The sequence below is a fragment of the Sphingomonas sp. Ant H11 genome, assembly GCF_000797515.1.
Lineage (GTDB): Bacteria > Pseudomonadota > Alphaproteobacteria > Sphingomonadales > Sphingomonadaceae > Sphingomonas.
On sequence record NZ_JSBN01000004.1, the window covers coordinates 1 to 24,308 of the forward strand.

Consider the following 24,308-nt stretch of genomic DNA (forward strand, 5'->3'; position numbering starts at 1 on the left):
ATGCGCCGTGTCAATTGCCCTCCTCCCCGACCCTCCCCGGAGGAGAGGGAGAAGTGCTGGTCGCCATCAGAAATATCCCTCCGCTTTTTTCTTTTCCATACTCGCCGCCTGATCATGGTCGATCGCGCGGCCCTGGCGTTCCGATGTGGTCGTCAGCAGCATTTCCTGGATCACCTCGGGCAAGGTCGATGCCGTACTCTCCACTGCGCCAGTCAGCGGATAACAGCCGAGCGTGCGGAAACGGATCGACCGCTCGACCGGCACTTCACCGGGAGCGAGCCGAAAGCGCTCGTCATCCACCATCAGCAGCACCCCATCGCGCTCCACCGTCGGACGCGGTGCCGCGAGATAGAGCGGGACGATCTCGATGTCTTCGGCGAGGATATATTGCCAGATGTCGAGCTCGGTCCAGTTGGACAGCGGGAAGACGCGGATGCTCTCGCCCTTCGCCTTGCGCGCATTGTAGAGGTGCCACAGTTCGGGCCGCTGTGCCTTGGGGTCCCAGCGCTGGCTGGCCGAGCGGAAGCTGAAGATGCGTTCCTTGGCGCGGCTCTTCTCCTCGTCGCGCCGCGCACCGCCAAAGGCGACGTCATAGCCGCCTGCGGCCAGCGCCTGTTTCAGTCCCTCGGTCTTCCACAGATCGGTGTGCAGGCTGCCATGGTCGAACGGGTTGATGCCCTGCGCTTGGGCCTCGGGGTTCTTGTGGACGATCAGCTCCATCCCCGCCGCTTGCGCCGCGCGGTCGCGCAGGTCGTACATCGCGCGGAATTTCCACGTCGTGTCGACATGCAGCAAGGGGAAAGGCGGGACGCCGGGAAAGAACGCTTTCTTCGCCAGGTGCAGCATAACCGCCGAATCCTTGCCCACAGAATAGAGCATCACCGGGCGCTCGGCCTCGGCGGCGACTTCGCGCAGGATGTGGATGCTTTCGGCTTCGAGCCGCTGGAGATGGGTCAGGGCGACGGACATGATCTGCTCCAGATAGAGCAGAAAGACCGATGTGCGATCAACTTATCCTGTTGTCCCGTAAAGTGGCCTCAAGGGGCGCTGTTGTGCTCGACTGAGTCGAGGATACGCGCGCCCGCCATGAACACGGCGATCGGGCACACCGCGAACAGCAGCCAGCCGCCAATACCCGGATATTGCTGGAGGTAATGCACCCCGCGCTCGACCGCGCCGAGCGCCAGCGCATAGATCACCGCGAACGCTTCGAATTTGTTCTTGATAACGAACAGGCTGCAGAATTTTGTCCACATGCAAAAGGGTTAAGCAAGCGTCGGGCCAATGGCGGATTTGCGTGCTTTGTGATTGTTCTGAATGGTTACTTGTAAATTAACTCGACGATTCCGAGCGTCTCCAGCAGCGCGATGCGCGCTGCGCCGACGCGGTCGACAAGCGAGGGATCGCCAATATCGGCTGGCGCAATCGCCTCGGGCCAATGCTGTTCGATCACCTGCGCGATGAGATTCAGCCGCGCATCGTCCACCAGAAAACGGGTGTCGACCCGCGCCGGATCCGCCACGACCCGCAACCGCAGGCAAGCGGGGCCGCCGCCATTGGCCATGGATTGGCGTACGTCGACCACCTCGACCCTGCGAATCGGGCCGTTGCCTGCAAGCATCGTTTGCAGCCATCGCCACACGGCCGCGTTCTCCCGCGCCTCCTGCGGCACGATCAGCGCCATCGTCGCATCGGGCAGCGTCACGAGCTGGGCATTGAACAGATAGGAAGCGATCGCATCGGCCAGGCTGACGGCATCGGCGGGAACCTCCACGATCTCGGCCCAGGGCGCGCGTTCGCGAATTGCGGCATAGGTGCTTCGCGATCGGCAAAGGCGCGTTCGTGCGTGAAGAGCACGCGCTCGTTGGACACTGCGACCACATCGTTGTGGAAGGCACCTGCCGCGATCGCTTCGGGGGCCTGTTCGATGAACAGCGTGCGGGCCGGGTCCAGCGCGTGTGCGCGCACCACTGCAGCGCTCGCCTCAAGCCGTTGGCGTGCCGGGAAGCCGCCGCCCGATACGCCATAAACGAACAGCTCGATTCCGGCTGCATCATGGTGTTCGCACAGCCGCATATGGTTTGCGGCACCTTCATCGCCAAAGGGCGCGGGAATGGGCTCGTGGACCGTAAAGGCCGGGTCGGCAAAGGCGAGGCGGAGTTGGCGCAACGTCTCCACCGCCTCATGGCTGCGATGCGGCATGGTGACGAGGTTGGCGACGGTCAGGTGGCAGCGTCCATCCCCTGTGTCGGGGGCGGGCGACACCGTGGCGGCGTTGGCCGCCCACATCGCCGAGGCCGACATCGCCTGCGCCTGCAGGACAGGATCGGCCGCGTCATAGCGGGTCGAAAGGGCGGCCAGCCAGCGGCGGTTAGGCCGGTCATGCGGGAGGAGGATACCCTGCGTCAGCCCCAGCGCCAGATTCGCGCGCATCTTGGCGACGCCCTCCAGCGCGGCGCGGCGCGGATAGGCGGTCGCCCCGGCGTTGCGCGTCGCGGCAAGATTGCCGTGGCTGAGCCCGGCATAATTGTGGCTCGGACCAATGATGCCATCGAAATTGATCTCGCGGATCATGCCCGTTCAGTTCCGCGCGACATGGCTGATCGTATCGCCTTCGGCGACGCCCAGCGCAGCGGCGGTTTCCTGCGCCAGCACGACGCCGTCCTCGCGCGCTTGCAGGGCTCCATAGGTACAGCGAAAATCCGACAATCGCCCGCGCGAAATCAGCGCGGGTTCACCGCCATCGCCGTCAATCGCCGCCACACGCTCGGTTCGAGCGTCACGGATGGTGCGGACCTGGTCGGTCTTGGCCAGCATGGTCGGGCCGCCGTCAAAAATGTCGACATAGTTTTCGTAAGCGAACCCCTCATTCTCCAGCATCCGCATTGCGGCGCGGCCGGAAGGGTGGGGCAGGCCGATCACCGCGCGCGCGCTTTCGGGCAGCATGGCGATGTAGATCGGGTGCTTGGGGAACAGGTCGGCGATGAACTGATGCCCGCGCACCGCGTTGAACTGGTCGGCGTCCTGGAAATTCATCCCGAAGAAGCGCCCGGCAAGGCCATCCCAAAAGGGCGATCCCCCCGCTTCATCGATGATCCCGCGCAATTCGGCGAGCACGCGATCGGCAAAGCGCATGCGGTGCTGGGCAATGAACAAATAGCGGCTGCGCGCCAGCAACATGCCCAGGCCTCCCGCACGTTCGCCCGGATGCAGGAACAGGCCGCCGACTTCGCTGCACCCTTCCAAGTCGGTCGTCAGGCCTAGCATGTCGGCGCGGAAGGTGCGGCCGAGTTCCTTGCTATGCTGCGTCAGCGTGCCGAGCCGATAGCTGTAAAATGGATAGCTCTGCCCGACATGGGTGAAGATCTGGCAGGTGCCGCGCACTTCGCCGGTCGCGAGGTCTTCCAGCACCAGCACGAACAGATCGTCGGCCTTGCTGTCCTCGATCCGGGCGAAGGCGGCGGCGCTACGTTCCAGCTTGGCGCGCAGGGCAGCGCGGTCAGGCGGCAAATTGGTGAAGCCGCCGCCCGTCAATTTCGCCATTTCGTAAAGCGGTTGCAGGTCGCTGTCGCGCGCGGCGCGGATTACGTGAGTCACAAGGCCCCCCTTTGGGCGATACGGAGGATCGTGAGTGCGGAAAGCGCGGCGCGCTCGGGCAGCGATTCGACGATCAGGAATTCATCGGGCGAATGGATCGCGCCGCCGCGCGCTCCCATCGTATCGACCACCGGCACGCCGCATGCCGCGATGGTGTTGCCGTCGCACACTCCTCCCGTGGCGCGCCATGCAATGTCGAGGCCGAGGTCTGCGCCGCATTCCTTGACCAGAGCGAACAATTTTGCGGCACCGGGGTCGATCGGCTTGGGCGGTCGGTTGAAGCTGCCATGGACGGCGATGGAGACGTCGTGCGCGGTTGCGACGTCCGCGGTCACGCGGTCGAGCGCGGCCTGGGCGCGGGCGATCTCGGCGTGGTCGGCGGGGCGGAAGTTGATGCGCAGCACGGCATGGTCGGGCACCACGTTATTCGGGCCGCCGCCCTCGATCCGTGCCGGATTGACCGCGAGCGTCGGGCTACGCAGTGCGAACAGCCGCAGCGCCAGATCGGAAGCGGCGACGATGGCATTGCGGCCTTCGTCGGGGTTGCGCCCGGCATGGGCGCTTTTGCCCGTGACCACGATCGAGAAATTGCCGGTGCCGCCGCGTGCGCCCGCCAGCGTGCCATCGGGGAGCGCGGGCTCATAGGTCAGCGCCGCGATCTTGCCGCGCGCGGCTGCGGCAATCAGCGCAGATGAGGAGAAAGAGCCCGTTTCCTCGTCGGAATTGATCACGACTTCATAGCCGATGCGCGGGGCAAGCGGGCTCGCCTCGACTGCGGACAGGGCGGCCAGCATCACCGCCAGCCCGCTCTTCATGTCGGCAACACCGGGCCCGTTCAGCGTGCCGTCGGGCAGCGTGGTGAGCGTCTGGAAGGGGTGGTCGACCGGATAGACCGTGTCCATATGGCCGGTCAGCAGAATCTGCACCGGCGCATCCGGCCGTACCACCAGGTGCAGATGCTTGCCGTGCTCGACCACCGTCACCGTGCCGTCGGGGGCGACGTTCTGTGCGGCGTTGCCGACAACCAGCGCCGGCTCCCCCGGAAGCGTGCCGAAAGCCGCCACAAGCAATTCGGCCATTTGCGCCAGGCCTGCGAGATTGCGTGTGCCCGAATTGATCGCCGACCACGCTTCAACCTGCGCCAGCATTGGCGCTGTCGCGACATGGTCGATTGCTGCGCGTTCCTCGTCTGTCATCCCCACCATGACGATGGTCTAGCGGGTCACGCGCGCACGCTCCACCCCATGCATGTCAGAAACTATAGACCAATGCCGCGCGACTGGTGGTGTCGGTGCCGACCCGGCCAACTGGCGGTGTGCTTTCATATTGCACCGCATAAGACAGCTGCGCCGCGAGCGGGCCAATCAGTTTCGCGTTGAGCGCCGTCGTGCTGCTGACGGTCGAGTTGACCTTCTGAACATAGGCCGAAGCGACCTGGGTCAGGTTGATCGCTTTCGACAATTTCCACCCGAAATCGACCGAGCCGCGCGCGGCGACGCTATTCTCCTTGGTGGAGTCGGTAAAATCGGTCTTGCGATAGGCTGGCCCGAGTTCGAGATCGAGCTTGAACCCGCCGCCGCGCAGCGCGCTATATCCCGCACCGAGCGATGCCGAATATCGGTCGTAATATCCAAGAAAACGGTCGCTCTCAAACTGCGTCGCGCCATAGACATAGGCGCGCGTCGAAAATTTGAAGTTCGGTTCATACGCGGCAAGAAAATGCTCGCGACTGATGAGCCCACCGCTTTCCTTGTAATCGGCGGCGAAATTGACCTTGTGCCGCCACCGCACGCTCTCGCGCGTCAGCGCGATCGCGCCGCTGACGCCAACGTCGCGGGTGTTGCCGGTGGTGAGATAGCCGCCCAGCTCGGCTTTGCCATGCCACAGATCGAAAATCCCGGCATCCTCGATCCGCTCGCGTTTGCTCGCTTCCTGCGCGGCTTTCCAGGCTGCCACCTGCGCATCGATCGCCTTGGCCGCCTCGGGGGGCGGCGCGCGGGCATATTTGGCGACGGTGACGATCTCGCCATCGTTGTTCGACGCGATCGCGGCGTCGAGCATCGCCTTGACTGCTGGCGGAATTGGCGCGGGCGCAGGCGGTGTTGCGGCCGGTACGGTTTGAACGGGCGGTGCCGGATCGGCGTTGCCCAGAAGGACGGGCGCAGCGAAGATCAGCATGGCAAGCATGCGAACCTGATAGAGCGGCAATTGCCGTAACGGAATAGCGTTCGTCGCCAGCGCGTTTCGGTTCAGCGCAGATGCGGCGCAAAAGCGGCAAGCACCTGTTCGTACAACGGCTTTTTGAACGCGACGATCACTTCGGGGAGGGTATGCGGCTCAACCCAAGTCCAGTCCTTGAACTCCTGATGCGCGGTGGCGATGTCGATGTCCGCATCGCTGCCGAGAAAGCGGTACAGGAACCAGCGCTGCCGCTGGCCGCGCCATTTGCCCTTCCACACCTTGCCGACCAGTTCCTCCGGCAAATCGTAGAACAGCTCATCGGGCGCGATCGCGATCAGTTCGACCTTGTCGGGGGCGATGCCGGTTTCTTCCCCCAGTTCGCGGATCGCCGCAGTTTGCGCATCCTCGCCATCGTCGATGCCACCCTGCGGCATTTGCCATGCCTCGACCTCGGCATCGATGCGCTGGCCGACGAAGACCTTTCCGTCGGCGTTCAGGATCATCAGCCCGGCACAGGGGCGGTAGGGCAGGGTGGCGATATCGGTCATGAACGGTCCTTATGGGGTTACGCGCCGGCCTCGGCGATCAGCGTCTTGGCCGCTGCCAATGCGCCCGCCACATCGCCGACCGAGGAGGGGATCGCCTTGCGCAGCGTGATGAAGCCGTGGATGTTCCCTACCGCTTCGCGGTACACGACGGCAACGCCCGCGCGCGCCAGCGCTGCAGCATAAGCGCGGCCCTGGTCGCGAATGGGGTCGAGGCTGGCGGTCACCACCACCGCCGGTGGCATTCCGGTGAGATCGCCTTTCAGGGGCGAAGCGCGGATGTGTTCCGCCTCGGCCTGATAGGCAGCGTTGAACCAGTCCATGCTGTCACGGGTCAGCAGATACCCTTCGGCGAACTGGCTGTAGGAAGGATAGTCCTGCGTCGTGTCGGTCGCCGGATAGAAGGGCAATTGCGCGATCACCGGAACAGCGGCGGGCGTATCGCGCAGCGCCATCGCGACGACGATCGCGAGGTTGCCTCCGGCGCTGTCACCGCAAGTCACCAGACCGGTGACCTTGCGACTCAATGCGACGGGGCTGTCGGCCGCCCAGCGCGCTGCCGCTTCGCAATCGTCCGGCGCGGCGGGCCAGGGCGATTCGGGAGCGAGCCGATAATCGACCGCCAGCACCGGCAGATCGAGTGTGCGCGAAACCTCGGCGCAAAAGCTGGCATGCGTGTCGAGATCGCCGATCACAAAGCCGCCGCCATGGAAAAAGACAATGAGCGGCCCCGGCGCACGGCTTTCCGCCACGTCGAACAGCCGCGCGGGAATATCGCCAGCCGGACCGGGAATGGTGAGGTCGGCGATGGTGGCGAGCTCGCCAACCGGGGGATCGGCAATGCCCTTCATCGCGGCATAGGTTGCGCGCGCCGCAGGGGGTTCGAGCTGGTGCATCTTGGGGCCGGGCAGATTGTTGAGAAATCCGAGGAAACCCGCGACATCGGGGCGGACATAGGGTTGGGTCACGCATCTCTCCATTGGTCTGTGCCAGCTGCATGCCTACCTAAGCGGGATGATCGCGGTCGTCCATCACCCAGCCTATGTCGCTTCCGGCCAATCCGCCAATCCGAGCCAGCTCAGCAAGAATGCCGCAATCCGCGATCTGTTGCGCGCACACGGTGCCGCGATCGAATGGCGCGAACCCGTGTCGATGCCCTTGCGTTGGCTCGAGGCCGTGCACGATCCGGACTATGTCGCCGAGGTGCTGGCCGCCCGAGTTCCGCGCGAAAAGGAACGGCGGATCGGCTTTGCCGTCACGCCGTCGGTTGCCACGCGTGCTGCGGTGGTGCCGGGCGGCACGTGGCTGGCGGGCAAGCTTGCCCTCGAACGCGGGTTTGCGGCGAACAGTGCGGGCGGCAGCCATCATGCGCTGGCGGCGACGGGCGCTGGCTATTGCGTGCTCAACGATCTCGCCATCGCTGCCGTTCGCCTTGCCGAAGAGGACGCGCGGCGCGTGCTGGTGGTCGATTGCGACGTGCATCAGGGGGACGGCACGGCGGCGCTCACCGCCGGGCATCCGGGAATCGCCACCTATTCGATTCATGCCGAGAAGAATTTTCCGGCGCGCAAGGCACGCTCGACCTGCGATGTCGCGTTGCCGGACGGAACCGGGGACGCCGCCTATCTTGCGGCGCTGGCGGAAACCTTGCTGCCAATGCTCGATGCGTATCGCCCAGATCTGATTCTGTATCAGGCGGGGGTCGATCCGTTGGCGGAGGATCGGCTCGGTCGCCTGTCGCTGACGCCGCAGGGGCTGGTGGCGCGCGACACCTTTGTCGGCCGTGCCGCAGCCGCACGCGGCATTGCGCTCGCGAGCACCGTTGGCGGGGGATATGGGCGCGACGTCGCGGTGCTCGCCGAGGCGCATGTGCGCGCGATTTTGACGCTGGGGCAAGCCTATCAGGAAGCGCGCTTTACCGGCGCTGTGGCGTTGCCCTAAAGCAACGGTTGCCTTCCGCTACGCTCAAACTACCTTGGCCCGCCGCCTTCCGAGGCATAAGGGGCATGACAACGATATCCCGCAGGACAGACGTAATGGCGACCGCCGCGCATGAAGTAACCCCCCAAGAAGCCTCCGCCCACCCCGCCGCCGAGTCGGTTGTCGTCCGCTTCGCGGGCGATTCGGGCGATGGGATGCAGTTGACGGGCGGGCAGTTCACGCTGTCCACCGCGCTGTCCGGCAACGATCTGGCGACCTTTCCCGATTTTCCCGCCGAAATCCGCGCGCCGCAGGGCACGTTGTTCGGCGTTTCCGCCTTCCAGATCAATTTCGGCTCGACCGCGATCGAGACCGCAGGCGACGCCCCCGACGTACTCGTCGCGATGAACCCGGCGGCGCTGAAGGTGAATGTCGGCCAGTTGAAGGCGGGCGGCCTGATCATCGCCGATGAAGGCGAATTCGGCGAACGCAACCTTGCCAAGGCGAAATATGCCGCCAACCCGCTGACCGATGGCAGCCTCGCCAAGTGGCAGTTGCTGAGCTTCAACATTTCGCAATTGACGCTCGATGCGGTGAAGCCCTTCGGCCTCGGCAATAAGGAAGCGCTGCGCTGCAAGAACATGTGGACGCTGGGTCTGGCGCTCTGGATGTTCGATCGCGACCGGCAGCCGATCATCGACTGGCTCAAGTCGAAATTCGCCAAAGCCCCGGTGTTGGCCGAGGCCAATATCGCCGCGCTGAACGCTGGCCATGCTTATGGCGAAACTGCCGAGCTTTCCGGGCCGATGAAGCAGCAGCATATCGGTGTCGCCCCAGCCGAGCCCGGTCTCTACCGCACTGTGACCGGTGCCGAGTCGATTTCGATGGGGCTGGTCGCTGGCGTGCAATTGGCTGGCGTGCCGATGTTCTTCGGCGGCTATCCGATCACGCCCGCCTCGGCGATCCTGCACTTCCTGTCGCGCCTGAAGGAATATGGCGTCACCACCTTCCAGGCCGAGGATGAGATCGCCGCAATCGCCTCGGCGATCGGTGCATCCTATGCCGGGCAGCTTGGCGTCACCTCGTCGTCGGGCCCGGGCATTGCGCTGAAGGGCGAGGCGATGGGGCTGGCGATCATGACCGAGCTGCCCCTCGTCATCGTCAATTCGCAGCGCGGCGGGCCTTCGACCGGGCTGCCGACCAAGACCGAACAATCCGATCTTTATCAGGCGGTCTATGGCCGCAACGGTGATGCGCCGATGCCGGTGATCGCCGCGCGGTCCGCCGCCGATTGCTTCGATTGCGCGATCGAGGCGGTGCGCATCGCGGTGCAGTATATGACGCCGGTGATGCTGTTGACCGACGGCTATATCGCCAATGCTGCGGAGCCGTGGCTGGTGCCGGACATGAGCAGCTATGCCCCGTTCCCGGTCGAGTTTGCCGGCAAGCAGGAAATGCAGGACAAGCTCGCGTCGGAAAATCCGGACGAGTGGAAATTCCTGCCCTATGGCCGCGATGAGAAATTGAAGCGTCCGTGGGTGAAGCCCGGCACGCCCGGCTTGCTCCACCGCATCGGCGGGATCGAGAAAGCGGTCGGCACCGGCAACCTCGATTATGGTGCCGAAAACCACCAGAAGATGACCGAAATCCGCCGCGACAAGGTTGCCAATATCGCGGTGCCGGACCAGATCGTGGAACTGGGCGAAACCTCGGGCAAGCTGGCGATCGTCGGCTGGGGCTCGACCTTCGGACCGATCCACCAGGCGGTGCGCCGCGCCCGCGCCAGGGGTTTGGATGTCGCCCACATCCATATCCGCCACATCTGGCCGATGCCTGCCAATCTGGGTGCTTTGCTAAAGGGTTATGAGCGGATCGTGGTTCCGGAAATGAACACCGGCCAGCTCAAGACGGTGCTGCGCGACCAGTTCCTGGTCGACGCCAAGCCGCTCAACAAAGTGTCCGGTCAGCCCTTCCTGATCTCCGAAATCGAGGCAGCGATCGACGCCGCCTTGGCCGCCCTGTCATAATCCGCTTCCAACATTCAGGTCTTCTCCGATGAACGACATGACCCCCATCGCCAAGTCCACCCCCAAGGATTGGGAAACCGACCAGGAGGTGCGTTGGTGCCCCGGTTGCGGTGACTATGCGATTCTGAAGGCGGTGCAACGCACCATGCCCGAGATTGGCGCACGGCCCGAAAACACCGTGTTCGTCAGCGGCATCGGCTGCTCGTCGCGCTTCCCTTATTATATGGAAACCTACGGCTTCCACACCATCCACGGCCGTGCGCCGGCGGTGGCGACGGGCGTGAAGCTCGCCAATCCCGATCTCGACGTGTGGATCATCACCGGCGACGGCGATGCGCTGTCGATCGGCGGCAACCACACGATGCACCTCATTCGCCGCAATCTCGATTGCCAGGTGCTGCTGTTCAACAACGAGATTTACGGTCTGACCAAGGGGCAATATTCGCCGACGTCGCGCGTCGCACGCGCACGCCATCGACGCCGTTCGGCTCGGTCGACCGCCCGGCCAACCCGTGTGCCTTTGCGCTGGGCGCGGGCGGGCGCTTCATCGCGCGCGCGATCGACGTTCACAAGAATCTCGTTGGCGTGCTCAAGGCGGCCTACGCTCATAAGGGCACGGGGTTCGTCGAAATCTTCCAGAACTGCATCGTCTACAATGACGACGTGTTCGCGCCCTTCACCGAGAAGAAGAATGCGGCGGGCAGCCAGATGTGGGTCGAGCACGGCAAGCCGTTGCTGTTCGACGGCGGCACCAAGGGCCTGACGATGGATCGCGAACGGCTGGTGCTCAAGGTCGTCGACGTGGTCGATGGCGATTGGCAGGCGGCGGGCGTGATTGTCCATGACCAGACCAATCGCGGGTTGGCGCACATGCTGGTGGAAATGCCGTTCGGCACTTTCCCGATGGCTTTGGGCGTGCTGTTCGACGATCCCGCCCCGACCTTCGAAAGCGCGGTCGTCACGCAGAATATCGAAGCCGCCAAGGGCAAGACGCCCAACCTCCAGCATCTGCTGAGCCAGGGCCAGACCTGGCAGGTGGAGAAAGAGCCGCGGGCGGAGTAAGGAAACTCGCATAAAGGCGCAAAGAAGGACGTGGGTTGAGCGATCACCAATCTCGCAAGCCCGTTCCAGTGAGGGAATCCTTTGTGTCTTTGTGGCTTTGTGCGCGTAATTTCCACCGCACGTTGCCCAAGCCTTGACCAGCGTTCCAACCCTCCTCTGGCTGCGCCGTGACTTGCGCCTTGCCGACCAGCCCGCGCTTGCCGCTGCGATCGGGGAGGGGGCGGTCATCCCAGTGTACGTCCTCGATGAAGAGACTCCCAAACACTATGCCATGGGCGGTGCATCGCGCTGGTGGCTGCACCACAGCCTTGCCTGCCTCGATACCGATCTGCGTGCGGCGGGGTCACGGCTGATCCTGAGGCGCGGGAAATGCGAGACCGCGCTGGCCGAACTCGCCGCCGAAACCGGGGCAAGCCGCGTGCATTGCATCCGCCACTTCGAGCCGTGGTGGCGCAATGCCGAACGCGCGGTGGCGAAGCGGCTCGACCTCGTCTGCCATGACGGCAACTATCTCGCGCCGCCGGGATCGATCGCCACCGGCAGCGGCGGGCAGTATAAGATCTACACCCCGTTCTGGCGCGCGCTGCAGCAGCAGATGCCGCCGCCCGCGCCGCTGCCCAAACCGTCGAGGATTCCCGCGCCCGCGCACTGGCCGCGCAGCGAGCGGCTCGACGAGTGGGGCTTGCTGCCGATCAAACCGGATTGGGCGACCGGCTTCGCAGCGGATTGGACCCCGGGCGAAGCGGGGGCGTGGCACAAACTGAACGCCTTCAAACGCCATGCCGCCACTTATGACGAAACCCGCAATCTGCCGTCGATCGAAGGCAGCTCGCGCCTGTCGCCGCATCTGCATTTCGGCGAACTCTCGGCAGCCCAAGTGTGGCACGCGGTGGCCGCAGCTGGCGGATCGGTCGATACCTTCTTCAGCGAGCTTGGCTGGCGCGATTATGCGCAAAATGTGATCCTGCAATTCCCGGACTATGGCAGCCGGAACGGGCGTCCGACACTCGACACGTTGCCATGGCGCACGGGAGCCGCCGCTGCCGCCGATCTGAAGGCATGGCAGCAGGGGCGCACCGGCTATCCGATCGTCGACGCCGGTATGCGACAGCTCTGGGCTACGGGCTGGATGCACAATCGCGTGCGCATGATTACCGCCAGCTTTCTGATCAAGCATCTGCTGATCGACTGGCGCGAGGGCGAGCGCTGGTTCTGGGATTGCTTGGTCGATGCCGATTACGGGTCCAACGCGGTCAACTGGCAGTGGACCGCCGGGACGGGGATCGACGCGAACATGTTCGTCCGCATCATGGCACCCCTCGTGCAATCGCCCAAATTCGAGGCCGGGGACTATATTCGCCAGTGGGTGCCAGAACTGGCGCAGGTGCGCGGCGACGCGATCCACGACCCCGAAGAAGCCGGATGTCGGCCCGCTGCCTATCCGCCCAAGATCATCGGCCACCGCGCGGCGCGCGAACGGGCGCTGGCAGCAGTAAAACAGGCGCATTGAACCGCTTGCGAGCGCGCCCTGAGGGTGCGAGGGAAGCCGCGATGACCAGCCTTCTCGCGACTCTGTTCGACCGCTTGCTCGACCGGATTGATGCCGGCTTGGCGGAAGGATCGTTGACGGCAACCCTTCCCGGCACGCGCACGCGCAGGCTTGGCGGGCGAGCGCCGGGGCCTGACGCCGTGGTTGATCTGGTGCGCTGGCGCGCGCTGGGCCGCTTGGTGACCGGCGGCTCGGCAGGCTGGTACGTCGCCTGGTCGAAGGGCGAATGGCGCAGTCCAGACCCGACGGTGTTGTTCGAACTGTTCATGCGCAACCGACGCACCCTTGGCGGGGCCGGGCGCGCGCAGGGCGCGATGCGGCTTTTACGTCATTGGCGTAATGGCTTGCGACGTAATTCTCGCTCCGGTTCTAAGCGAAATATCGAGTTTCACTATGATTTGGGCAACGGTTTCTACCGGCTGTGGCTCGACCCCAGCCTGACTTACTCGTCGGCGCTGTTTGCCGAACCGGTCATGACCGAGGAGTCGCTGGAAGCGGCGCAGGCGCGCAAGAACGAGGCGGTCCTCGATCGCTTGGCGCTGCCACCGGGCGCGCGCGTGCTGGAGATCGGCTGCGGCTGGGGCGGCTTTGCCGAGGCTGCTGCGCGACGCGGGCTGGCGGTGGACGCGATCACGCTGTCGGCGGAGCAGGAGCGTGCGGTCAACGCGCGGATCGCAACCGCCGGGCTGACGGGCGTCACCGTGTCGCTTACCGATTATCGCGACGTGACAGGGCAGTACGATGGCGTCGCCAGCATCGAAATGGTCGAGGCGGTCGGGCAGGAATATTGGGGCACCTATCTCGCGGCGATCTCACGGGCGCTGAAGCCCGGCGCGCGCGCGGCGATTCAATATATCGCGATCGATGACGCGATCTTCGAGGCCTATGCGGCGAACGTCGATTTTATACAGCGCTTCGTCTTTCCGGGCGGAATGCTGTTGTCGGAAAGCCGGTTTCGCGCGCTCGCGGAGCAGAACGGGCTCGAGTGGCGCGACCGGCACGGCTTCGGGCTACATTATGCCGAGACGCTGCGCCGCTGGCGCGATCGTTTTGACGCGGCGGTCGCTTCCGGTCGCTTGCCGAAGAAATTCGATCAAAAATTCATCGACTTATGGCGCTATTATCTGATGTACTGCGAAGGTGGCTTTCGCGGCGGCGGGATTGATGTCGCACAGGTGACGCTGGTCAAGGGCGCTTAGCCGATCCGCTCGAAATGCCCGGTCGCGAAATCCTCGGTCAACAGCGCGACGATGCGGTCGGCCACCACCGCTGGCTCCTTGACCGATTTCGGGTCTTCGCCGGGATAGGCCTTGTGCCGCATCGCCGTCCGCGTCGCGCCGGGATCGAGGATTGCGGTGCGGACATTGCTGATCCGCTCCATTTCGTCGCCATAGGAAGCGAGCAGCGTTTCGAACGCCGCCTTGGATGCCCCGTACAGCCCCCAATAGGCGCGCGGCTTGCGCGCCACGCTGGAGGTGAGGCCAATCACCCGCGCGCGTTTGGACTTGCGCAGCATCGGGTCGAACGCCGCGATCAACGCTGCCTGTGCGCTGATGTTGAGCGTCAGGACTTGCGCCATTTCCTTCACGTCGATCGCGGGCACGGCAGACAATTGCCCCAGCATCGCGGCGTTAAGCACCATGATGTCGAGCGCAGGCCAGCGCTCTCCGATCGCCGCGCCCAGGCGGGCAATGCTGTCGGTCTCGGTCAAGTTGAGCGGTGCGATTGTCGCGGACCCGCCGGCATCGAAGATCGCGCTTTCGACCGCTTCCAGCCCCGCAGCGGTGCGTGCGGTCAGCACGACATGCGCACCCGCCGCCGCCAAAGCCTGGGCGGTCGCCGCCCCGATACCGCGACTGGCACCGGTAACGAGCGCGATCTGGTTGGCGAGGGGCTTGTCGGTCATGTACTAACTCCCGTTCGCCCTGAGCTTGTCTAAGGGCGGCACTTTCTGAATCGTTAGAAGAAAGGGCGGTGCTTCGACAAGCTCAGTCCGAACGGTAAAGATCAGATCATCCGTTCCGCCAGCAACGCGAACTGGTCGACCGAGGAAACATCGTCCTGGTCGGTCAGCGTGGTCGGATAATCGCCGGTGAAGCAGGCATCGCAATGGCTCGGGCGGATCGCGTTGCGCTGGGGTTCGCCGAGCGCCTTGTAGAGCCCGTCAATCGAGATGAAGGCAAGACTGTCGGCCTTGATATAGGTCGCCATCTCTTCGAGATTCTTGGTCGCGGCGAGCAGCTTGGCACGCTCGGGCGTGTCGACGCCGTAGAAGCACGAATGCCGCGTCGGCGGGCTGGCGATGCGCATATGCACTTCGGCGGCACCGGCTTCCCGCATCATCTCGACGATCTTGAGGCTGGTGGTGCCGCGCACGATCGAATCGTCGATCAGCACGACCCGCTTGCCCTTGATCAGCGCGCGATTGGCGTTGTGCTTCAGCTTCACGCCCAAGTGGCGGACCTTGTCGCCCGGCTGGATGAAGGTGCGGCCGACATAATGCGAGCGGATGATGCCAAGCTCGAACGGAATGCCCGATTCCTGCGCATAACCCAGCGCCGCCGGGGTCCCCGAATCGGGAACCGGGATCACCAAATCCGCCTCGACCGGGCTTTCGATCGCGAGCTGCGCGCCGATCGCCTTGCGCACGGTGTAGACGCTGCGGTCCTCCGAGATCGAATCGGGGCGCGAAAAATAGACGAATTCGAAGATGCATGGGCGCGGGGCTACAGGTGCGAACGGGCTGTGCGAGGTGATCTCGCTGCCTTTCACCATCACCAGCTCGCCTGGCTCGATCGAGCGGACGAAGGTCGCACCGACCACGTCGAGCGCAACCGTTTCGGAAGCGAAGATTACCGCCTCGCTGCCGTCCGATTGTTCGATCTTGCCCATCACCAGCGGGCGGATGCCGAGCGGATCGCGGCAGGCGATCATGCCCTCGGGCGTCATCACGATCAGCGAATAGGCCCCCTCGACGCGCTTCAGCGCGTCGATGAACTTGTCGACGACCGTACGGTAATTGGAAGTGGCGAGAGGTGAATGATCGTCTCGGTGTCGCTGGTCGACTGGAAGATCGAACCGCGCCGCACGAGATCGCGCCGCAGCCGCATCGCGTTGGAAATATTGCCGTTATGCGCGATCGCGAAGCCGCCCGAGGCGAGATCGGCATAGAGCGGCTGGACGTTGCGCAGCGCGGTTTCGCCAGTGGTCGAATAGCGCACATGCCCGCAGGCGACGCTGCCGCGCAGCGGGACCATCACCTCTTCGCGGTCGAAATTGCCCGCGACATGGCCCATCGCGCGGTGGGTGTGGAATTCGGTGCCGTCAAAGCTGGTGATGCCGGCCGCTTCCTGGCCGCGATGCTGGAGCGCGTGCAGCCCCAGTGCGACCAGGCGCGCCGCATCGGCTGCGCCAGAGATACCGAAAATGCCGCACTCTTCATGCAGCGTGTCTCCATCTTGGGAGACGTCGAACGGATTGGTTGTCAGCATGGGGGCCCTTTGGGGGAGGGTAGAGCTTCGAGGCGGCATATAGGGAGCGCCATTCGGTTTGTCGCGCTTTTGTCACATGATGGGGAGCGATTGGTCGCATTGTTCGTTTCGGCGGCTTTGCGGGAAAGTTTGTTATCGGTCGCGGGAGATTGAGCATGGCGAAGGATCACGGACCCAGCGTGAAGGACGACGAACTCTACGAAGCGCTGCGCAAACAGGGGGCCTCTGAGCAGAAGGCGGCGCGAATCGCCAACGCCAAAGCGGCGGGCACACTCCGCCATCGCGGCGGGACGCTGGACCAGCGCACCAAGAGCGACCTGCTGGAGGAGGCGCGGGAGATCGGCGTTGTCGGGCGCTCGCGCATGACCAAAGCCGAACTGATCAAGGCGATTCGCGCCGAATGACAGCGGAAGGATGACGGGGGCGGCTGCGGGCGCTAGACCTGCGGCATGGCAGACCTTCGCGAAACCGGCCTGGTGCTGGACCCCAAATATGATTCCGCTGGCTTGATCACGGCGGTCGCGACCGACCGCGTGTCGGGCGATGTGCTGATGCTCGCCCATATGAATGCCGAGGCGCTGCGGTTGACGGTCGAAAGCGGCGAGGCGCATTTCTGGTCGCGCAGCCGCTCCGCGCTGTGGAAGAAGGGCGAGACGTCGGGCCATGTATTGCGCGTGGCCGACATTCGCATCGATTGCGATCAGGATGCCGTGTGGCTGATCGTCGACCCCGCGGGCCCGGCTTGCCACACGGGCGAGCGGAGCTGCTTCTATCGTCGAATCGACGGCGATCGGTTGGTGTCGGCCGCGTGAAGCGGGCCGCGCTGCTGCTGGTCCTCGTTCTGGCCGGGTGTCACCGCGCTGAGCCCAAGCCTGCGGCCACGCCGACCCCGGTCGGGCTGGAGGCCGCTGCCATCCAGGCGGGCGTCATCCCCGACCCCGCCAGCACCGACATTACGGGTCTGTATGCGCGCGAAAGCGACCGCGTTTTGCATCGTGCCGAGCGCAACGGCGTACCGCATCGGCGTGTTTGTCGATTATGACGAACAGCAGAATTGCGGCGGGTCTGGCACCGTGACTCGAGTCGGGGAAACGCTGCACATCACCTTGGATCGCGGCGGGGAAGGCGGCGATTCGGCCTGCAGCTTCGATGCCCGTTTCGAGGGGGACCGGATCGTCTTTCCGCCGCGCGTGCCCGATGGATGCCAAAAGGTCTGCATCCATCGCGCGTCGATCGCCGCACTGGATGTGGCACGGCTCAGCGAGTCGATCTCGGAGGCATCGACCTTGCGCGATAGCCGGGGCCGGTTGCTTTGCGCTGGCGGCGGTTGAGCTTGACGTTCACGTAAGGGTAAACTATTTGTCGCTCATGCCTAGCGGTCCAGCCTATGCCGTGATCGATCGCCACCCGACGCGCGATCACTTTTCCATTTCCGATTTGTCGGCCGAATTCGGCGTAACCGCACGGGCGTTGCGCTTTTACGAGGACGAGGGGCTGATCGCGCCCGAGCGGCGCGGCACCTCGCGCATCTACTCGCAGCGCGATCGCGCGCGGCTTGCCTGGATTTTGCGGGGCAAGCGCGTTGGCTTCAGTCTCGGCGAGATTCGCGAAATGATCGACCTGTACGACATTGGCGATGGTCGCCAGGTGCAGAAGGCAACCACCATCGCGCGGTGTCGGGAGCGCATGGCGCTGCTCCAGTCGCAAAAACACGATATCGATGCGGCGATTACCGAACTTGCCGACTTCGTCACCTTGCTTGAAACCAATGGCGCACAAGGCCGCCTGAAGGACTGAACCCCATGCCGAAATATACGCCCCCCGCTCGCGATGTTCGCTTCGTGCTCGATCATGTGGTCGGCCTTCCGGCTTATGCCGATCTGCCCGGCTTCCAGAATGCAACGCCCGATGTGGTCGATGCCGTGCTGGACGAGGGCGGCAAGTTCGTCGCGGAGGTGCTGTTCCCGCTCAATCATTCGGGCGATCAGGAAGGCTGCACCCGCCATGACGACGGATCGGTCACCACGCCCAAGGGTTTCAAGGAAGCCTATGACGCGTTCGTCGAATCGGGCTGGGGCACGCTCAGCGCGCCGGAGGAGTTTGGCGGGCAGGCGATGCCGCACGTCGTTTCGACCGCGTTTCAGGAATTCATGATCTCCTCCAACATGGCATTCGCCATGTATCCCGGGCTGACGCACGGTGCGATCGCGGCGTTGCTGGTCAAGGCTCGGACGAGCAGAAGGCTAAGTACGTCCCCAACATGGTCAGCGGCAAATGGGGCGGCACGATGAACCTGACCGAGCCGCAGTGCGGCACTGACCTCGGCCTGATCCGCACCCGCGCCGAGCCGCAGGGCGATGGTTCCTACGCCATTACTGGCACCAAGATCTTCATCTCGTCGGGCGAGCATGACCTGACCGAGAACATCATCCATCTCGTGCTGGCCAAGACGCCGGGCGCGCCGGAAAGCTCGAAGGGCATTTCGCTGTTCGTGGTGCCCAAGTTCATGGTCGAGGACGATGGCAGCCTCGGCGCGCGCAACGCCGTCACCTGCGGCTCGATCGAGCACAAGATGGGCATCCACGCCAATTCGACGTGCGTGATGAACTATGACGGCGCGATCGGCTGGCTGGTCGGCGAGGAGATGAAGGGCCTGGCCGCGATGTTCATCATGATGAACGCGGCACGCCTCGGCGTCGGTCTGCAGGGCCTGGCCGTGGCCGAAGTCGCGTATCAGAACGCGGTGCAATATGCCCAGGATCGTCGTCAGGGTCGCGCGCTGACCGGCCCGAAGGAACCCAGCGAGAAAGCCGATCCGCTGTTCGTCCATCCCGACATCCGCCGGATGCTGATGGAAGCCAAGGCGCTGACCGAGGGCTTGCGCGCTTTGTGCCTGTGGGCGGCGCTGCAAGTCGATCTGGAACATGCCGCCGCTACGGACGAGGAAAAGCAACTCGCCGCCGATCTGGTCGGGCTGCTGACCCCGGTGATCAAGGGCTATGGCACCGACAAGGGCTATGACATCGCGACCAATGCGCAGCAAGTTTATGGCGGCCATGGCTACATCGCCGAATGGGGCATGGAGCAATATGTCCGCGATGCGCGCATCGCGATGATCTATGAAGGCACCAACGGCGTGCAGGCGATGGACCTGGTCGGCCGCAAGCTCGCCCAGAATGGCGGCCGTGCGGTGCAGGCGTTGTTCAAGGTCGTCACGGATGAAGTAGCGGCGGGCAAGGCAGATCCAGCAACCGCCGATTTTGCGGCGCGTCTGGAAAAGGCCAATGGCGAGTTGCAGCAGGCAACGCTGTGGTTCCTCCAGAACGGCATGAAGAACCCCGACAATGTCGGAGCCGGGGCGCACAGCTACATGCACCTGATGGGCATCGTCGCGCTTGGCCTGATGTGGCTGCGGATGGTGACGGCGGCGACCAAGCTGAAGGCCGCGGGCGAGGGCGATGCAGCCTTCCTCGATGCCAAGCTGGTGACCGCGCGCTACTTCGCCGAGCGGATCATGCCCGAGGCGGGTGCGCTGCGCCGCAAGATCGAGGCGGGCGCGGAAGCATTGATGGCGCTGCCGCCGGAGATGTTCGAGGCCGCGTAAAGGAAGGGGGGCGCATCGCGCGCCCCTCCACCGTGCCGGGGGGCACCGGTGAATGTCATCGGCCCGGCGACGCGTTAGCGCGCTTCGCTACCTCCCGTCGCAACTGGCGGCGGCGTTTTGGTTGGCGGCGATGATTTTGCCGCAGGCGTTTCCACCTTGCGGCGCACGCCTGCAAGGCCATCGGGGAGTGCCGGAACCGAGCTGCGCGCGGCTGCCGTTTGCGCGCCCGCGGCGACGGCCGCCGGGGCCTCATTTTCCGGGACGACAGCGACGGCGGTCAGGAAGGTTTGCGCCTTCATGCACTGCGCGGGCAAAGACCGCCGAAACTCCCGGCAATTCCACAACGCCTTGTCATAGCCATGGGCTTGATCGCGCAGGTAGCTGAACGACATTGCGGCAATTTGCGCGGGTTGCAGCGGCAGCGCCGTTGGAGTCTTGGTCGGGTCGGTCCAGCCCATCACCTTGCAATAAGGGCGATCTGCGCATGCGCGCGCCGCAAGCTGTGCAAAGCCATCGGGCGACAGCGTGGCGGGGTCTAGCGTCAGCAGGAAGCTGTTTGCATCCCCCGGCAAAGAGCGGGGGAGTGGGGCGGCGGCTGCGGCTGCGTCAACCGCCACGCCCCCCTCCGGCGCGACGACGGTGTCGATGCCGCGATGCGCTTCGGAATAGGCGGCGAGCGCGGCGATGATGGGCTCGTCGGCCGAAACATGGCGATTGAACGCAGGTGGCGTGCCCCACCAGCCGGTCCAGCGGAAAAACAGGTGCGTGTTGACCGCAGCAATCTTGTCCAGGCTCGACTGCCAATACGGCACGACCCAGTTCGTGTGGTAATGCGTGGCATGGCCGACCGGCCTGAACACGGCACCGTTCAGCGCCGCCATTGCGACCGATCGCGCACGTGCCCATTGGGCATCTGCCCAATGGTGTCGCACCAACGCTCCGTCGCAGGTGAAGGTGAATTGGCAACCGGTCGGTCGTTCTGACCCCTGGAACACCACGCCGCAGATCGTCTTGGGAAAGGCGGGGTGGCGAACGCGGTTGATGACGACCTGTGCCACCGCACGCTGCCCGACCGGATCGTCCCCGGCCTCATACAGGACTGCCGCAGCCATACAGTCGATCGCACGGGCTTGCTGGGGGGGCGTCGCCGGGCAAACGGAAGGGGCGGGCCGCCGGGTTGGGGCCTTCGACGAACGGGACGCTGGCGTTGAACGCGCGCGCTTCGTCGGGATCGAGATCCTCGAAGGCGACGGGCTCGACGGGCGGCACCTCGGCTTGCGGCACCACGCGCGTCGGCAGGGGGTGTGCAACGAGGTGCCGGACGACCGGCGGGGCAAAATGCACGATCAGTGCGGGTATCAGGATCGCCATTGCGGCGATCAGCAGCACGATCGCGCGCAGCATATGGCCAGGGCGCAAGGGAGGGAGCATGGAGGTCAAAAGCAGCTTTGTTACGGAGGACGTCGGACAGGACCAGCTCCTTTCCGACGATTGCGGGCGGCTTTAGCCTAGTCTGCAGGGAAACTGAAACGCCGTCGCGCGACGGCGCACTATGTCCCGATTCCGGACGCCACCGCGCGCGCCCGGATTCGATCCCATACAGCTCGGTTTAGCTGTTATTTGGGCCAAAGGCCCGTTGCCTCGCACAGATCCCATTGGTCCGCGGCATTGAGGTGGCAGGCTTCGTCGGCTGCGCGGCATTGCTGGAACTTCGTCTGATATTGGCGGTAACAGCTTTGGGGAGGGGATGCGGAGGCTACGATTGGTGCCATTTGTGGGGCATTGGGGGCGCTGGCAGCGGCCAATACCGCCCGCGGGGCTACGGCGACAACGCTCGCTGCCGTTGGTGCTTTGTCCCTGCCGCCCGTAGCCACCATCGAATACATCTGGAACAACGCCAGCAGCACGCTGACGAAAATCATTATTTTACGCATGACTGGCCCCCGACGGACCCCCGCCCGTCGGAACGCCTTATACCGCAGAAAAAGGGTTACTGCGACATCAACCTTCGGGCAGGAAGTCGGGAACCGACAGATAGCGTTCGCCCGTGTCGTAGTTGAAGCCGAGCACGCGTGAGCCTGCGGGAAGCTCGGGCAGTTTCTGCGCGATCGCGGCGAGCGTTGCACCCGAGCTGATCCCGACCAGGATTCCTTCCTCGGCGGCGGAGCGACGCGCCATCGCCTTGGCGTCGGCGGCCTCGACCTTGATCGCACCGTCGATCGATTGTGTGTGGAGGTTGGCGGGGACGAAGCCCGCGCCGATGCCCTGAATCGGATGCGGCCCGGGCGTACCGCCCGAGATGACGGGCGAGGCTGCGGGCTCGACCGCATAGACCTTCAGATTCGGCCATTCCTGCTTCAACCGCTCGGCCACGCCGGTGATGTGGCCGCCAGTGCCGACGCCGGTGATGATGACGTCGATCGGGGGTATCGCGGAAGTCGTTGAGGATTTCGATCGCGGTGGTGCGGGTGTGGATGTCGATATTGGCAGGGTTTTCGAATTGCTGCGGCATCCAGGCACCCGGCGTCTGGTCGACGAGTTCGAGGGCACGCTCGATCGCGCCCTTCATGCCCTTTTCGCGCGGGGTCAGATCAAAGGTCGCGCCGTAAGCCAGCATCAGGCGGCGGCGTTCGAGGCTCATGCTCTCGGGCATGACCAGCACGAGCTTATAGCCCTTGACCGCCGCGACCATCGCCAGGCCGACGCCGGTATTGCCCGAAGTCGGCTCGATGATCGTGCCGCCGGGCTTCAGATGGCCGTCCTTTTCCGCTGCCTCGATCATGGCGAGCGCGATGCGGTCCTTGATCGACCCGCCCGGATTGGAGCGTTCGGACTTGATCCACACTTCGGTGCCCGGGAACAGCTTCTGGACGCGGATGTGCGGCGTGTTGCCGATCGTGTCCAGGATGGTGTTGGCTTTCATGGCGTGGCCTCCAGTTCGAGATCGCGGGAATCTTGCGGGCTTTTGGGCGGGTCGAAAGTCTTGGCGTTACGGATGCTGGGGAAAAGATAGGTCCACAGGATCGTGACTACAATCGCACCACCGCCGCCGACCAGCACCGCGCCGACCGGCCCGAGCGCGGAGGCGAGGAAGCCCGATTCGGCTTCGCCCAGCTCGTTCGACGCCGAAATGGTGAGCTGCGACACCGCGCCCACGCGACCGCGCTTGTCGTCGGGGGTGTGCAGCGTGATCAGCGACTGGCGGATATAGACCGAGAACATGTCGGCTGCCCCCGCGACCGCCAGCGCGATAAGGCTCAGCGCCATGATCTGCGACAGGCCGAACACCACGGTTGCCGTGCCGTAAACCAGCACCGCGCCCAGCATTTTGGGGCCGACATTGGTCTTGATCGGGCGGAACGAGAAGAACAAGGCGACCACCGACGCGCCGGCGGCGGGGGCGGAGGCGAGCAGGCTCAGCCCTTGCGGCCCGACCTTCAGGATGTCGTGCGCGTAGATGGGCAGCAAGGCGCTGGTCCCGGCCAGAAACACGGCGAACAGATCGAGCGTGATCGCCCCCAGCACGAGCTTGTTCTGGCCGACATAGGCCAGGCCATCGATGATCTGGCGAATCGGGTGCGCCTTGCTTGGCGTGATCGAGCGCGGCACGGGGCCGATCGTGAACAGCGCGAGCAGCGCGGTCAGGAACAGCGCGGTCGCCACCGCATACGCCCCCCAGGGGGCGGCAGCATACGCGAAGCCGCCGATCGCCGGTCCGATGATCGTGCCGATCTGCCACGAGATCGAGCTCAGCGCGATCGCCGTCGGCAGCACTGCGCGCGGCACCAGGTTGGGAGCCAGTGCTCCGAACGCCGGTCCGGCAAAAGCTCGCCCGACGCCGAGCAACACCGCAATCGAGAACAGCACCGGCAGCGTCATACCCTCGGTATACGTAACGAGCGCCAGCGTCAGCGCGCACAGTGCCTGCAGCGTCACCGTGCAGCGTGTGATCCAGCGCCGGTCGAATCGGTCGGCGACCCAGCCGGTGATCGGTGTTGTCACGAACAGGGGAATGAACTGCAGCAGCCCGATCAGCCCGAGCTGTGCGGCGGCACCGGCGGGGGACATCGTCGTGCGGGCGATGGTATAGGTTTGCCAGCCGATGACGATGATCATCGCGTTCTGCGCGATCGTCATCGAAAAGCGCGCCGCCCAATAAGCGCGGAACTGTGGGATTCGGAGGGGGTGGGGTGCTGCGTCCATCGTATTTGGCCTTAAGCGCTGCAGCGCGCGCGGGGCAATCGTGGAGTTGCTTGGGGCGAGGAAACTTCTGCTCACCCGAAGGTTTTACGGAGGCGATTGATAAACCCGCCGGATCGCGCCTATAGGCTC

Annotated in this window: 19 protein-coding genes and 6 pseudogenes; 11 read left to right on the forward strand and 14 right to left on the reverse strand. The window is 64.6% G+C overall.

Features of this window, described 5'->3' with window-relative positions; genetic code table 11:
• Positions 1–66 precede the first annotated feature (66 nt).
• The 8 genes and pseudogenes from cysD to NW75_RS01550 form a co-directional block, all read right to left on the reverse strand.
• Positions 67–969, reverse strand: coding sequence for a sulfate adenylyltransferase subunit CysD (cysD, locus tag NW75_RS01515; protein ID WP_033963292.1), 903 nt, complete (start codon positions 967–969; stop codon positions 67–69).
• A gap of 68 nt (positions 970–1,037) precedes the next feature.
• Positions 1,038–1,256, reverse strand: a complete 219-nt coding sequence (locus NW75_RS01520; RefSeq protein WP_033963294.1) for a hypothetical protein — start codon at positions 1,254–1,256, stop codon at positions 1,038–1,040.
• A gap of 65 nt (positions 1,257–1,321) precedes the next feature.
• A pseudogene (locus NW75_RS01525) lies at positions 1,322–2,574 on the reverse strand (N-succinylarginine dihydrolase).
• 6 nt (positions 2,575–2,580) lie between these two features.
• Positions 2,581–3,597, reverse strand: coding sequence for an arginine N-succinyltransferase (locus tag NW75_RS01530; RefSeq protein ID WP_033963296.1), 1,017 nt, complete (start codon positions 3,595–3,597; stop codon positions 2,581–2,583).
• Positions 3,594–4,802: a hydrolase gene (locus tag NW75_RS01535; RefSeq protein WP_171010604.1), complete on the reverse strand. Its 1,209-nt coding sequence runs from the start codon at positions 4,800–4,802 to the stop codon at positions 3,594–3,596. The genes NW75_RS01530 and NW75_RS01535 overlap by 4 nt, the downstream gene beginning before the upstream one ends.
• 46 nt (positions 4,803–4,848) lie before the next feature.
• Positions 4,849–5,784, reverse strand: coding sequence for a DUF481 domain-containing protein (locus tag NW75_RS01540; RefSeq protein ID WP_033963329.1), 936 nt, complete (start codon positions 5,782–5,784; stop codon positions 4,849–4,851).
• A 62-nt stretch (positions 5,785–5,846) separates the two neighbouring features.
• The gene (locus NW75_RS01545; RefSeq protein WP_033963298.1) at positions 5,847–6,326 is read right to left on the reverse strand and encodes an RNA pyrophosphohydrolase; all 480 of its coding nucleotides are present in this window, start codon (positions 6,324–6,326) and stop codon (positions 5,847–5,849) included.
• A gap of 17 nt (positions 6,327–6,343) precedes the next feature.
• Positions 6,344–7,303: an alpha/beta hydrolase gene (locus tag NW75_RS01550; protein ID WP_033963300.1), complete on the reverse strand. Its 960-nt coding sequence runs from the start codon at positions 7,301–7,303 to the stop codon at positions 6,344–6,346.
• A gap of 34 nt (positions 7,304–7,337) precedes the next feature.
• On the opposite strand from NW75_RS01550, the gene NW75_RS01555 reads away from it, so the two are divergent.
• The 5 genes and pseudogenes from NW75_RS01555 (at position 7,338) to NW75_RS01575 (ending at position 14,080) form a co-directional block, all read left to right on the forward strand.
• On the forward strand, positions 7,338–8,264 hold the full coding sequence (locus NW75_RS01555) for a histone deacetylase family protein (RefSeq protein ID WP_033963302.1): 927 nt from the start codon (positions 7,338–7,340) through the stop codon (positions 8,262–8,264).
• Positions 8,265–8,359: 95 nt separating this feature from the next.
• On the forward strand, positions 8,360–10,270 hold the full coding sequence (locus NW75_RS01560) for a 2-oxoacid:acceptor oxidoreductase subunit alpha (protein ID WP_033963304.1): 1,911 nt from the start codon (positions 8,360–8,362) through the stop codon (positions 10,268–10,270).
• A gap of 28 nt (positions 10,271–10,298) precedes the next feature.
• Positions 10,299–11,332, forward strand: a pseudogene (locus NW75_RS01565) (2-oxoacid:ferredoxin oxidoreductase subunit beta).
• 133 nt (positions 11,333–11,465) lie between these two features.
• On the forward strand, positions 11,466–12,842 hold the full coding sequence (locus NW75_RS01570; protein WP_033963306.1) for a cryptochrome/photolyase family protein: 1,377 nt from the start codon (positions 11,466–11,468) through the stop codon (positions 12,840–12,842).
• A gap of 41 nt (positions 12,843–12,883) precedes the next feature.
• The gene (locus NW75_RS01575) at positions 12,884–14,080 is read left to right on the forward strand and encodes an SAM-dependent methyltransferase (RefSeq protein WP_033963308.1); all 1,197 of its coding nucleotides are present in this window, start codon (positions 12,884–12,886) and stop codon (positions 14,078–14,080) included.
• On the opposite strand, the gene NW75_RS01580 is transcribed toward NW75_RS01575, so the two are convergent.
• Together NW75_RS01580 and purF are read right to left on the reverse strand one after the other, a co-directional pair.
• The gene (locus NW75_RS01580) at positions 14,077–14,787 is read right to left on the reverse strand and encodes an SDR family NAD(P)-dependent oxidoreductase (RefSeq protein ID WP_033963309.1); all 711 of its coding nucleotides are present in this window, start codon (positions 14,785–14,787) and stop codon (positions 14,077–14,079) included. The genes NW75_RS01575 and NW75_RS01580 overlap by 4 nt on opposite strands.
• 101 nt (positions 14,788–14,888) lie before the next feature.
• Positions 14,889–16,372: pseudogene (purF, locus tag NW75_RS01585) on the reverse strand (amidophosphoribosyltransferase).
• A 155-nt stretch (positions 16,373–16,527) separates the two neighbouring features.
• Here purF and NW75_RS01590 point away from each other — a divergent pair.
• The 6 genes and pseudogenes from NW75_RS01590 (at position 16,528) to NW75_RS01610 (ending at position 19,976) form a co-directional block, all read left to right on the forward strand.
• Positions 16,528–16,776 carry a Rho termination factor N-terminal domain-containing protein gene (locus NW75_RS01590; protein ID WP_033963310.1) on the forward strand — a complete coding sequence of 83 codons (249 nt, stop codon included), beginning with the start codon at positions 16,528–16,530 and terminating at the stop codon, positions 16,774–16,776.
• 45 nt (positions 16,777–16,821) lie between these two features.
• On the forward strand, positions 16,822–17,184 hold the full coding sequence (gene hisI / locus NW75_RS01595) for a phosphoribosyl-AMP cyclohydrolase (protein WP_033963312.1): 363 nt from the start codon (positions 16,822–16,824) through the stop codon (positions 17,182–17,184).
• The gene (locus NW75_RS25645) at positions 17,181–17,414 is read left to right on the forward strand and encodes a hypothetical protein (protein ID WP_231564871.1); all 234 of its coding nucleotides are present in this window, start codon (positions 17,181–17,183) and stop codon (positions 17,412–17,414) included. Before hisI ends, NW75_RS25645 begins: the two co-directional genes overlap by 4 nt.
• The gene (locus NW75_RS25650; RefSeq protein WP_231564872.1) at positions 17,398–17,703 is read left to right on the forward strand and encodes a hypothetical protein; all 306 of its coding nucleotides are present in this window, start codon (positions 17,398–17,400) and stop codon (positions 17,701–17,703) included. Before NW75_RS25645 ends, NW75_RS25650 begins: the two co-directional genes overlap by 17 nt.
• 37 nt (positions 17,704–17,740) lie before the next feature.
• Positions 17,741–18,169 carry a MerR family transcriptional regulator gene (locus NW75_RS01605; protein ID WP_010408546.1) on the forward strand — a complete coding sequence of 143 codons (429 nt, stop codon included), beginning with the start codon at positions 17,741–17,743 and terminating at the stop codon, positions 18,167–18,169.
• Between the two features lie 5 nt (positions 18,170–18,174).
• A pseudogene (locus tag NW75_RS01610) lies at positions 18,175–19,976 on the forward strand (acyl-CoA dehydrogenase C-terminal domain-containing protein).
• 74 nt (positions 19,977–20,050) lie between these two features.
• Here NW75_RS01610 and NW75_RS01615 read toward each other — a convergent pair.
• From NW75_RS01615 to NW75_RS01630, 4 genes and pseudogenes are all read right to left on the reverse strand, one after another.
• Positions 20,051–21,407, reverse strand: a pseudogene (locus NW75_RS01615) (cell wall hydrolase).
• Positions 21,408–21,592: 185 nt separating this feature from the next.
• Positions 21,593–21,910 (reverse strand): hypothetical protein, encoded by a 318-nt coding sequence (locus NW75_RS01620; RefSeq protein WP_126849058.1) that lies wholly within the window; start codon positions 21,908–21,910, stop codon positions 21,593–21,595.
• A 67-nt stretch (positions 21,911–21,977) separates the two neighbouring features.
• A pseudogene (cysK, locus tag NW75_RS01625) lies at positions 21,978–22,899 on the reverse strand (cysteine synthase A).
• A complete protein-coding gene (locus NW75_RS01630) occupies positions 22,896–24,179 on the reverse strand; it encodes an MFS transporter (protein WP_033963317.1) in 1,284 nt (427 codons plus the stop codon). Before NW75_RS01630 ends, cysK begins: the two are co-directional and overlap by 4 nt.
• Positions 24,180–24,308: the final 129 nt, after the last annotated feature.